This is a genomic window from Paracoccus sp. P2, from assembly GCF_046335115.1.
Taxonomy (GTDB): Bacteria; Pseudomonadota; Alphaproteobacteria; order Rhodobacterales; family Rhodobacteraceae; genus Paracoccus; species Paracoccus pantotrophus.
Window position 1 is genome coordinate 1 of record NZ_JBGOSN010000034.1, and the last position, 10,297, is coordinate 10,297.

11 protein-coding genes and 1 pseudogene are annotated in these 10,297 nt (G+C 71.1%); 7 read left to right on the forward strand and 5 right to left on the reverse strand.

Translation table 11 applies throughout. The features are described from left to right. Window positions 1-103 (reverse strand): GTP-binding protein (locus ACDP63_RS17935; protein ID WP_195930770.1); only part of this gene is annotated, 103 nt, incomplete at its 3' end. A gap of 210 nt (window positions 104-313) precedes the next feature. On the opposite strand from ACDP63_RS17935, the gene ACDP63_RS17940 reads away from it, so the two are divergent. Further along, window positions 314-1,249, forward strand: coding sequence for a tellurite resistance TerB family protein (locus ACDP63_RS17940; protein ID WP_024843764.1), 936 nt, complete (start codon window positions 314-316; stop codon window positions 1,247-1,249). Here ACDP63_RS17940 and dinB read toward each other — a convergent pair. The 3 genes from dinB to ACDP63_RS17955 are packed head-to-tail and all read right to left on the reverse strand — an operon-like array spanning window position 1,240 to window position 4,786. Then, a complete protein-coding gene (dinB, locus tag ACDP63_RS17945) occupies window positions 1,240-2,334 on the reverse strand; it encodes a DNA polymerase IV (protein WP_024843765.1) in 1,095 nt (364 codons plus the stop codon). The genes ACDP63_RS17940 and dinB overlap by 10 nt on opposite strands. Further along, a complete protein-coding gene (locus ACDP63_RS17950) occupies window positions 2,331-3,047 on the reverse strand; it encodes a YgfZ/GcvT domain-containing protein (RefSeq protein ID WP_409928379.1) in 717 nt (238 codons plus the stop codon). The genes dinB and ACDP63_RS17950 overlap by 4 nt, the downstream gene beginning before the upstream one ends. Continuing rightward, on the reverse strand, window positions 3,047-4,786 hold the full coding sequence (locus tag ACDP63_RS17955; RefSeq protein WP_028710666.1) for an ABC transporter ATP-binding protein: 1,740 nt from the start codon (window positions 4,784-4,786) through the stop codon (window positions 3,047-3,049). The genes ACDP63_RS17950 and ACDP63_RS17955 overlap by 1 nt, the downstream gene beginning before the upstream one ends. Window positions 4,787-5,028: 242 nt before the next feature. On the opposite strand from ACDP63_RS17955, the gene ACDP63_RS17960 reads away from it, so the two are divergent. The 6 genes and pseudogenes from ACDP63_RS17960 to ACDP63_RS17985 all read left to right on the forward strand — a co-directional run bounded on the left by ACDP63_RS17960 (window position 5,029) and on the right by ACDP63_RS17985 (window position 9,971). Continuing rightward, entirely contained in the window at window positions 5,029-6,201 is a 1,173-nt protein-coding gene (locus ACDP63_RS17960; RefSeq protein ID WP_024843768.1) for a pyridoxal-phosphate-dependent aminotransferase family protein, read from the forward strand. 294 nt (window positions 6,202-6,495) lie between these two features. Next, window positions 6,496-6,849, forward strand: a pseudogene (locus ACDP63_RS17965) (siderophore-interacting protein); the annotation flags it as partial. A 118-nt stretch (window positions 6,850-6,967) separates the two neighbouring features. Then, on the forward strand, window positions 6,968-7,288 hold the full coding sequence (locus ACDP63_RS17970) for an SIP domain-containing protein (RefSeq protein WP_409928380.1): 321 nt from the start codon (window positions 6,968-6,970) through the stop codon (window positions 7,286-7,288). Window positions 7,289-7,443: 155 nt separating this feature from the next. Beyond that, window positions 7,444-8,604, forward strand: coding sequence for a tonB-system energizer ExbB (exbB, locus tag ACDP63_RS17975; protein WP_024843770.1), 1,161 nt, complete (start codon window positions 7,444-7,446; stop codon window positions 8,602-8,604). A 3-nt stretch (window positions 8,605-8,607) separates the two neighbouring features. Further along, window positions 8,608-9,144 carry a TonB system transport protein ExbD gene (gene exbD, locus ACDP63_RS17980; RefSeq protein ID WP_024843771.1) on the forward strand — a complete coding sequence of 179 codons (537 nt, stop codon included), beginning with the start codon at window positions 8,608-8,610 and terminating at the stop codon, window positions 9,142-9,144. Beyond that, the gene (locus ACDP63_RS17985) at window positions 9,141-9,971 is read left to right on the forward strand and encodes an energy transducer TonB (RefSeq protein ID WP_024843772.1); all 831 of its coding nucleotides are present in this window, start codon (window positions 9,141-9,143) and stop codon (window positions 9,969-9,971) included. The genes exbD and ACDP63_RS17985 overlap by 4 nt, the downstream gene beginning before the upstream one ends. Here ACDP63_RS17985 and ACDP63_RS17990 read toward each other — a convergent pair. Then, window positions 9,952-10,297, reverse strand: a 346-nt coding sequence (locus ACDP63_RS17990) for a LysR substrate-binding domain-containing protein (protein WP_409928381.1), incomplete at its 5' end; no start/stop codon positions are given. The genes ACDP63_RS17985 and ACDP63_RS17990 overlap by 20 nt on opposite strands.

Here is a 10,297-nt window from a genome sequence, read left to right on the forward strand (position 1 = left end):
ACTTGGTGATCGCAGCCGTCAGCGTCGTCTTGCCGTGGTCAACGTGACCGATCGTCCCGATGTTGACGTGCGGTTTCGTCCGTTCAAACTTTGCCTTTGCCATCATGGCCTCCTATCGGGGGGGCCACCCGCGCGACAGCCCCCGTCGTGAAACATCCGCCGCGACTTATAATCGTGCCGGGGAAAAATCAAGGGCGGCTGGGCCTTTGCCGCGGGGCCTGTGGCGGTGGAACCGGAGCCCGGCGAATACGTTGGAATTGTGCAAAGAAGGCTGCCCGGCCCGGCGGCCCCGCAACGCTTTCGGAGGAACGAGATGAGCCTGATGAAATCCCTCGCCCGCGTCGCGGCTGGCGTCATGCTGGCCAAGGGGATCGGAACCATGATGAAGAACGCCCAGAACCGGCCGCCATCGGGTGGCGGGCGCAGTTCGGGCGGGTTGCTCGACGAACTGTTCGGCAACAATACCGGGCAGGCCGGCGACCGCCGCAGCGGCTCGGGCGGGCTGGGCGACATGCTGGGCCAGGTGCTGGGCGGGCGCAGCGGCGGCGCCACCGTCGTGGGCGGCGGCGCGCCCTATGGCGGGCCGAACTCTTCCCGCCACACCGGCGCGGCCCAGGGCGGGCTGGGCGGGTTGCTCGACCAGTTGACCGGCGGGCGCGGTAGCACGGGATCGGGCGCGCTGGGCGGCGTGCTGGGCGGCGCGGCGGCGGGCGGCCTCGGCGGGGTGCTGGGCGATCTGCTGGGCGGTCGCGGCGCGCAGCCGCAGGGCCATGCCCCTCAGGCCGGCGGCCTGGCGCAAAAGGACGCCCAGCCGCAGAACGACGCCAGTTTCGGCGAGCTTTTCAACGAGGCGCTGGCCAGCGGCGACGAGCCCACGACCGCCCCCACCCCGGAACAGAACGCCCTGGCCGGGCTGATGCTGAAGGCAATGATCCAAGCCGCGAAATCCGATGGCGAGATCGACGAGAACGAAAAGGCCAAGCTGATGGCCGAGTTCGGCGAACTGGACGACGAGGAACGCGCCTTCATCCGCGAGCAGATGACTGCCCCGGTCGATGCCGAGGCCCTGGCGCGCGAGGTGCCGCAGGGTTTCGGCCCGCAGGTCTATCTGATGTCGCTGATGGCGATCGAGTTCGACAACCGCAAGGAGGCCGAATACCTGCACAGGCTGGCGCAGGGCCTCGGCCTCGACAAGGAGACGGTGAACGGCATCCACCAGAAGGTCGGGGTCATCAACCTCTACGCCTGATCGAACAGGCCCAGCTGGCGCGGCGGCTCGTCCTGCCGCGCCTCCTCCAGCCCCGACAGCGTGATGCCCAGAAGCCGCACCCCATGCGGATCGGCAAAGACCGGCGCCAGAAGGTCGCGGGCCATCTCCAGCATCTCGTCGCGGCTTTCGACGGCGCGCGGCAGCGAGCGCGCGCGGGTGATCTGGCGGAAATCGCCGTATTTCACCTTCAGCGTCACCGTCCGCCCGGCGCGGCCCGCATTCGCGGCATGGCGCCAGACCTTCTCGGCCAGAACCGCCAGCGCCTCATGCGCGGCGGCCAGGTCGCGCAGGTCCTCGAAATAGGTGTTCTCGGCGCCGATGCTCTTGCGGATGCGGTTGGGCTTGACCTCGCGCGTGTCGATGCCGCGGGCGATGTTCCAGTAATAGCTGCCCGACTTGCCAAAACGCGCGGTCAGGAACTCCAGGCTCTGCCGGGCCAGGTCGGCGCCGGTCAGGATGCCATGCGCCTGCATCCGCGCCGCCGTGGCCGGGCCGATGCCGTGAAAGCGGCCGATGGGCAGGCCTTGCACGAACGCTGCCCCGGCCTCGGGCGGGATCACGAACAGCCCGTCCGGCTTGCGCTGGTCCGAGGCCAGCTTGGCCAGGAACTTGTTGTAGCTGACCCCGGCCGAGGCGGTCAGCCCGGTCGCCTGCCGGATGCGCGCCCGGATCTCCTGCGCGATGCGGGTGGCGGTGCGGCCGGCCAGGTGATCGGTCAGGTCCAGATAGGCCTCGTCCAGCGACAGCGGCTCGACCAGCGGGGTGTATTCGGCAAAGATCGCGCGGACCTGCTGGCTGACGGCGCGATAGACGTCGAAGCGCGGCTTCACGAAGACCAGTTCGGGGCAGAGCCGCATCGCCCGCATCGAGGGCATGGCCGAGCGCACGCCATAGCGCCGCGCCTCGTAGCTGGCCGCCGCCACCACGCCGCGCTGGATGCCGCCCACCGCGACCGGCCGCCCGCGCAGCTCCGGGTTGTCGCGCTGCTCGACCGAGGCATAGAAGGCGTCCATGTCCACATGCACGATGCGGCGGACGCGCTCCCCGGCCGGCCCGGTCGTCATGGGATGATGCGGGCGTCCCCCGCCGTCAATCCCTCGCCCATGCGGTCGAAGCGCATATGGGCGATGGCGCGCCCGCCGGACTGGGTGAAAAGCGTGCCGGCCTCGCGCCCGTCCGCCATCAGGATCGGCGTGCCGACAGGGGCCACGCCCTCGATCCCGACCGTCACCAGCCCCTTGCGCAATTCGGTCTTGTGCTTCATCCGCGCCGTGACCTCTTGCCCGACATAGCAGCCCTTGCGGAAATCGACGCCATGCAGGCGCTCGAACCCGGCTTCCAGGATGAAGGTCTCGTTCGGGATCAGCTCGACCAGGGTTTCGGGGATGCAATGTTCGACCCGGATGGCATCCCAGTCGGTGCCGTCATCCCCCTCGGCCCCGTAAAGCCGCCAGCCGAGCGCCTCATGCCGCGGGTCCATGATCGCTCCCTCGGGCGCCAGCCCGGTGCCGCGGGCGACGGCCAGATCCGTCGGCTCGATCGCGACCTTCGAGCGCAGCCGATACATCGACAGCCGCCGCATCAGGTCGTCCGCCATCCGCGCATCGACATCGACCAGCAGCCGCTCCTCCTCCGGTACGACCAGGAAATCGGCCAGGTACTTGCCCTGCGGCGTCAAGAGCGCCGCCCAAGCCGGGACCGGACCGACCTTGTTGGTCACCAGCCCTTGCAGGAAATCGACCCGATCCTCGCCCGAAACCGCCAGAATGCGCCGCATCAATCCTCTCCGAATTGCAACCGGACCAGCGCGGCATAGGCGCCGCCCCGGGCCATAAGCTGGTCATGGCTGCCCTCTTCGACAACCCGGCCGGCCTCGACCACCACGATCTTGTCGGCCTGCCGCACGGTCGAAAGCCGGTGCGCGATGACCAGCGTGGTGCGCCCGGCCGAAAGCTCGTCCAGCGCCTGCTGCACCACCCGCTCGCTTTGCGCGTCCAATGCGCTGGTCGCCTCGTCCAGAAGCAGGATCGGCGCGTTGCGCAGCACGGCGCGGGCGATGGCGACGCGCTGGCGCTGCCCCCCCGACAGGGCCGAGCCGCGCGGGCCGGCCGGCGTGTCCAGCCCCAGGGGCAGCCCATCGGTGAAATCGGCGACATGGGCGGCCACGACGGCGCGGCGCAGCGCCTCGTCATCCTGTGCGCCGCCCAGCAGGATGTTCTCGCGCAGCGTCTCGTCGAACAGCGCCGCATCCTGGCTGACGGTCGAGAACTGGTCGCGCAGCACCCCCAGGTCGAATTCGCGCAGGGGCACGCCGCCCAGGGTGATCTGCCCAGATTCTGGATCAACAAGCCGCGTCAACAGGTTGAAGACGGTGGATTTCCCTGCCCCCGAGGGCCCGACCAGCGCGGTGGTCCTGCCCGCCTCGGCGGTGAAGGTCAGCCCGTTCAGCACCGGATGGTTGTCATAGGCCAGCCGCACGTCCCGGAAACGAATGGTAGTATCGGGAGGCGGCTCGCGCCTCAGCCCCGAGGTGATGGCGGGCCGCATGTCCAGCACGGCATAGATCCGCTCCAGGCTCGCCGCGGCGATCTGCCAGGTGCCGGTCAAGGCCCCCAGCCGGCGCAAGGGCTGGAAGGCCAGCGCCATGGCGGTAAAGAAGGACATGAAGTCGCCGACCGTTCGCTCGCCCCGCGTCACCTCGGCCCCGCCAAGCGCCAGCACGCCGATGAAGCCCAGGCCGGTCACGACATCGACCAGCGCCGGCACCGTGGCGCCGATGCCCGACATCTTGACCTCGGCCTGGCGGATGCGGGCGACGATCTGGGCAAAGCGGCCAGCCTGGTAATCCTCCATGCGGTTCAGCTTGACGGCGTTGATGCCGTGCAGCACCTCGTCCAGCCGGGTGGCGCGCTGGCTGGCATTGACGCGGTTCTGCCGCATCTTGCGCCGGATATAGCGCTGCACCAGCAGCGTCGGCAGGATCAGAAGCGGCGCACCGACCAGCGCCGCCATGGTCCACCAGGGATCGACAGCCAGCGCCACCCCGAACAGCGACACCAGCGACACCATGTCCCGTCCTGCCCCCGCGATGAAGGTGGACCACACCCCCTGCACCGCGATGGAATCGCCCTGCACCCGCTCGATCAGCGCGCCGGGCGGGTTCTGTTGGAAAAAGCCGCCGTCCAGCGTCATGATATGGCGCAAGAGATCGGTCTGCATGCTGGTCGAGACCGCCAGCGAGACCGAGGTCATCAGGCTGCGGTTGATGACGAAGGTGGTGGCGCGGATCAGGAACAGCGCGAAGATCGCGCCGCCGACCCACCAGATCGCATCGGTATCGCCGCCAACGAAGACCCGGTCGAACAGCGGCTTCAGCATCCAGCTGAGCATGCCCAGGGTCGAGCCCTCGATGACCAGGAACAGCAGCGCCAGCAGGATGCGGCCCGAATAGGGCCGCAGATAGTCGCGCCACATGCGGGCGAACAGATTGGCCGTCCTGTGAATCCTGTCCGCCATCGCGCCCCCGGAACCTCGGTTCGGCCCAAGGGATAAGGCGCAAGCCGCGCGGGGGCAACCCGCCGCCACGCTCTGCCCGCCACGTCCAGCCGACGGCATGCAGCGGCCCCGCGCTTCTTCGTTCCGCAAATACCCCTGCGACCGCGCAACCGACCCGGGCTTCGCCGCCCGGCCCCGTGCGCCCCGTTGACCTTGCGCGGGGGCCATCCTACCGATGGCGGGTCATCAGAAAGGCATCCTCCATGAGCTTTGCCCACGGCCGCGCCGTCCTTGCCATTCCCGGCCCCTCGCCCGTCCCCGACCGCGTGCTGCGCGCCATGCACCGGGCCTCGCCCGACATCTACGGCCCGGAACTGGCGGCCGAAAACCGCGCCATGATCGCCGGGCTCAAACGGCTGGCCGGCACCGCGGGCCATGTCGCGCCCTATATCGGCAACGGCCATGCCGGCTGGGAGGCGGCCAATGTCAACCTGCTCGACCGGGGCGAGCGGGCGCTGGCGCTGGTCTCGGGCCATTTCGGCCGTTCCTGGGCTGCTTCGGCCCGCGCGCTGGGGATCGAGGTCGAGGAACTGGATTTCGGCCTGGCGCCCCCCGACCCGCAGCGCCTGGCCGACCGGCTGGCGCAGGACCGCGAGGGGCGGGTCCGCGCCGTGCTGGTCTGCCAGGTCGATACCGCCAGTTCCGCCCGCGCCGACATCCCCGCCCTGCGCGCGGCCATGGGCGGCCACCCCGCCTTCCTGGCCGTCGATGCCATCGCCTCGCTGGGCTGCGAGCCCTTGCAGATGGACGAATGGGGCGTCGACCTGCTGGTCTCGGCCAGCCAGAAGGGGCTGATGGTGCCGCCGGGGCTGGCCTTCGTCTGGTTCTCGGACCGGGTCAAGGCGCGGGCGCGCAGCAGCCTGGCCACACCCTACTGGGACTGGACCCCGCGCGCCGAGGCGCAGGAACTGTGGCAATTCTGGGGCGGCACGCCACCGGTCCAGCACATCTTCGGCATGAACGAGGCGCTGCTGATGCTGCTGGACGAGGAAACCCTGCCCGCCGCCTGGGCCCGGCACGAGGGGCTGGCGCGGGCCACCTGGACGGCGCTGGATTGCTGGGGCGCCGGTCATCCCGGCATCGGGGCGCTGATCGCCGATCCCGCCGGCCGCGCCCGCTCGGTCACCGCGGCGCGGCTGCCGCAGGCCGGCGCCCTGCGCGACTGGACCGCGACCCGCGCGGGGGTGACGCTGGGGATCGGCCTGGGCGCGGCCGATCCCGACAACGCCCTGCGCATCGCCCATATGGGCCATGCCAATGCCCATCAGTTGCTGGGCGTTCTGGCGGCGGTCGAGGCCGGGATGACGGCCCTGTCCATCCCGCATGGCAAGGGCGCGCTGGAGGCGGCGGCGGCCGAGATCGCGCGACTGGCCTGAGCCCTTGCAGCGTCGCGCCGCAGACCCGACCTTGATCCCTGAAGGCATGAAAGGCGAGCCATGCGCATCACCCCCCTGCCCGAGTTCCAGTCCGAGGCCCTGCTGCCCGGCCAGGATTTCGCGCCGATCGAGCAACTGATCCGCGACGAGGCCCAGGGGCACGGGCTGGAATTGCATAGCGGCCATGGCCGCTCGATCTGGTGTCAGGTCGAGATGGGCGAGTTCGGGGCCAAGCGGCGCGGCGACGGCGTGCTGGTCTTTGCCCGCGCGCATCGCGCCGAATGGCTGGAAGCGATGCAGCAGGCGATCTTCCGGCCGCTCGCGCAGCACCTGCCGACGGCGGCAGCGGCGCTGCGCTGGCCCTCGGCCGAGGATGCCGGCAAGCCGCCCGGCCATTTCAGCCTTGCCCATGTCGCCGAAGTCGCGCCGCTCTGCCGCGATTTCCTGCGCGTGCGGCTGGCCGCGCCCGATCTGCACCGGCTTGCGACCGAGGATTCGCTGCATTTCCGCCTGGTGCTGCCGCAGCCCGGCGACGAGGCACCGGAATGGCCCCGCCTCGGCGCCCATGGTCAGATCCTCTGGCCCAGGGGCGACAAGGCGCTGCACCGCCCGGTCTATACCGTGCGCCGCATCGACGCCGATGCCGGCTGGCTGGACCTGGACATTTTCGACCATCCCGGCGGACGGGCGGCGCATTGGGCGCGCAGACCGGCAGGTCGGCCTGCTCGGCCCCAGCGGCGGCGGCGTCCCGCAGGCCGCGCAGCTGATGCTTGCCGGGGACGAGACCGCCTGGCCCGCCATCGCCCGCATCCTCGAATCGCGCGCCGGCACCGCGCGGGGCGAGGTCTTCCTGCTCGGCGCGCGGCCCGACTACCCGCTGCCCCGGCCCGCGGGCTTCCGCATGCGCCACCTGCCCGGCGGAACCGCGGCGCTTTGCGCCCTGCTGCGCGCCGCGCCGCCCCGGCCCGACAGCTATCTCTGGGCGGCGGCGGAGAAATCCGGCATTGCCGCGCTTCGCGCCCTGCTGCTGGAAACGCTGGGCCATGACCGGGTGCTGAGCCACCTGGCGGCCTATTGGTCGGCATAAAGGCCGGCGGCCGGTCCGCGGAATAGTTGACAATTTTACCTTGGTGATTGATACGAAGCCCGAACCGCGGCCAGAGGGTCGGCGGCATGCCAGTTCGCATGTGCCGCGCCCAGCAAGATGCGGACGGATCGAATGCCGGAACTATAAGGATCGCCATGACCCAGATGTCGCTGCCGCGCCGCCGCGCGGGGACCGCCGTTGCTTTGACCTGCCTGCTGCTTGCCGCCCCGACCTCGGCGCAGGAAGCCGCCACGGAAGGCCAGACCAGCCCGGCGCCCGAGGTCCAGACCCAGCCGGCCGCCCCTGCCGGCGAACCGGCGGCCCCCGAAGCGGCAGCGCCCGAAGCGGCAGCGCCGGCACCCCCCGCGCCCGCGGCGACCGCGCCGGAAGCTCCCGCCCAGGAAACCCCGGCACCGGCTCCCGCCACCGATACGCCCGCGGCGCCCTCCGAGACCGCGCCTGCCGCCATCCAGACCCCGGCGGCACCCGACGCCGCCGCGACGCCGGGGGCCCCTGCCCCGGCCACGCCCGAAGCGGCCGAGCCCGCCGGGTCGAGCATCCTGCCGCAGGCGGTGCAGGACGCGCTGTCGCCGATGCTGAACCCGCCGGAGCGCGACCCGAACCTGCCGCATGACCTGTCGCCGATGGGCATGTTCCTGGCCGCCGACTGGGTGGTGAAGGCGGTGATGATCGGCCTGGCCTTCGCCTCGATCGTGACCTGGACGGTTCTGGTCGCCAAGCTGCTGGAGCTGATGGGCGCCATGGGACGCGCGCAATCGGGCATCCGGCGCGTCGAGACGGCGGCGAACCTGCCCTCGGCGCTGGCAGCGGCCGGCAACCGCAACGACCCGGTATCGCGCATGATCCGTGCCGCGGCCGCCGAATACGACCGTTCGGTCCCGGCGCTGGACCAGGCCGGCGACACCGGCGTCAAGGAGCGCGTCGATTCGCATCTGGACCGGATCGAGGCCATCGCCGGCCGGCGCATGAGCCGGGGCACCGGCGTGCTGGCCACCATCGGCTCGACCGCGCCCTTCGTCGGCCTGTTCGGCACCGTCTGGGGCATCATGAACAGCTTCATCGGCATCTCGCAGGCGCAGACCACCAACCTCGCCGTCGTGGCGCCGGGCATCGCCGAGGCGCTGCTGGCCACCGCCCTCGGCCTGGTCGCCGCCATCCCGGCCGTGGTGATCTACAACGTCTTCGCCCGCGCCATCACCGGCTACCGCCTGCGGCTGGCCAATGCCGCCGCCGGGGTCAAACGCCTTGTCAGCCGCGACCTCGATTTCCGCGGCACCCCGCGCACGGAGGTCTGAACCATGGCCGGCGGCATCCGCGAAACCCAAGGCGACGATCTGGTCGAGAACCACGAGATCAACGTCACCCCCTTCATCGACGTGATGCTGGTGCTGCTGATCATCTTCATGGTGGCGGCGCCGCTGGCGACGGTGGACGTGAACGTGGACCTGCCGGTCTCGAACGCGACCCCGGCGCAGCGCCCCGACCAGCCGGTCTATATCACCGTCAAGCCCGACCTGACGCTTGCCCTGGGCAATGAGGACGTGGCCGCCGGCGGGCTGGCCGCGGCCCTGGCCGCCGCCACCGACAACAACCGCGAAGAACGCATCTTCCTGCGCGCCGACAAGGACGTGTCCTATGGCGACCTGATGGGCGTCATGAACACCCTGCGCGAGACCGGCTATCTGAAGATCGCGCTGGTCGGGCTGGAGACCACCGGCGCGGGCGCGGCGCCCGCCGCCCAGCCCGCCGATGCCGAGCTTGATGCGCCCCCCGCACCCGCCCCGGCCCAGCAGACCGCCTCGACCCCGTCAAGCGGAGGAGCCCGCACGCCATGAGTTGGAAGCCTTCCCCGGCCCTGCGCGACAGCGCGTTATGGGGCACCGCCGCGGCGGTGGCCCTGGCCGCGCATATGGGCGGTGCGCTGTGGATCCTGCAACGCGCCGAAGCCGCAGCACCCCCCGGCCTGCCCGACCCGGTCTATGTCGAACTGGCGCCAATGCCCGAGGCCGCAGCCCCGCCGGACGAAGCCGAGGCCCCCGAAATGGCCGAGGCCGAGCCTGAACCGGAACCCGAGCCCGAACCCGAACCGGAACTCGCCATGCCGCCGCTTCAGGAGCTCGAGCCGCTGGCGGACATGAACTCGCTGTTCCCGCCGCCGCCCGATGCGGTGGTACTGCAGAAATCCGAACGCCCGCCCGAGCGCCCCGAGCCCGAACCGGAGCCCGAGCGGAAGGTGGTCGAAAAGCAGCCCGAGCCCAAGAAGCGCGAGAAAAAGGAAAAGGCCCCGGAAGAGCAGCCGGCCCGCCAGGCCACCACGCGCGTCCGGGCGCCGCAATCCGACCGAACCGCCGCGCCCCAGGCCCAGGCCGGCACGCCCAGCCCGCGGCAGGTGGCCAGCTGGCAGTCCAAGGTGCAGGCCGCGGTGGCGCGGCACATGCAGCGCACCCGCTTCAGCGGGCGCGGCGGCACCATGACCGTGACCCTGCGCTTCAGCGTCGATCCCAGCGGCCGGGTGGCCGGGGCATCGCTGGCAAGCTCGACCGGGGATGCCGGCATCGATTCCGCGCTGAACCGCCAGGCCTCGCGCATGCCGCGCCTGCCCGCGCCGCCCACGGGCAGGACCACTGCCCTGGTGCTGCCGGTCAAGATCGTCCTGCGCTGATCCTTTTGCGGGCCGGCGTATCCGGCAAGGGATCGGGTGCGGGACGGGGGATCGGCTCGACCCCCAGCATCGGGGCCAGTTCGCGCACCGCCTGGGCCAGGGCGCGCGCATCCGCGCCGGCCTCGGCATTGCGGCGCCAGACCACCGCCAGATCGCGCGAGGGCGCCGGCTCGGTGAAGGGCACGATGCGCAGCCGGCCGTCGCGGTTCTCGTCCGCCAGGGCCAGCCGCGGGATCAGCGTCATGCCCATGCCGCTTGCCACCATCCCCATCAGCGTCGCCATCGAGGCCGCTTCGAGGTTCAGCTTGCGGCGGGGGGGGGGGGGG

Bases quoted from the DNA above. Each gene is read 5' to 3' on its own strand.
- ACDP63_RS17940 (WP_024843764.1), top strand. From the start codon at position 314: ATGAGCCTGATGAAATCCCTCGCCCGCGTCGCGGCTGGCGTCATGCTG.
- dinB (WP_024843765.1), bottom strand. From the start codon at position 2,334: ATGACGACCGGGCCGGCCGGGGAGCGCGTCCGCCGCATCGTGCATGTG.
- ACDP63_RS17950 (WP_409928379.1), bottom strand. From the start codon at position 3,047: ATGCGGCGCATTCTGGCGGTTTCGGGCGAGGATCGGGTCGATTTCCTG.
- ACDP63_RS17955 (WP_028710666.1), bottom strand. From the start codon at position 4,786: ATGGCGGACAGGATTCACAGGACGGCCAATCTGTTCGCCCGCATGTGG.
- ACDP63_RS17960 (WP_024843768.1), top strand. From the start codon at position 5,029: ATGAGCTTTGCCCACGGCCGCGCCGTCCTTGCCATTCCCGGCCCCTCG.
- ACDP63_RS17970 (WP_409928380.1), top strand. From the start codon at position 6,968: ATGCTTGCCGGGGACGAGACCGCCTGGCCCGCCATCGCCCGCATCCTC.
- exbB (WP_024843770.1), top strand. From the start codon at position 7,444: ATGACCCAGATGTCGCTGCCGCGCCGCCGCGCGGGGACCGCCGTTGCT.
- exbD (WP_024843771.1), top strand. From the start codon at position 8,608: ATGGCCGGCGGCATCCGCGAAACCCAAGGCGACGATCTGGTCGAGAAC.
- ACDP63_RS17985 (WP_024843772.1), top strand. From the start codon at position 9,141: ATGAGTTGGAAGCCTTCCCCGGCCCTGCGCGACAGCGCGTTATGGGGC.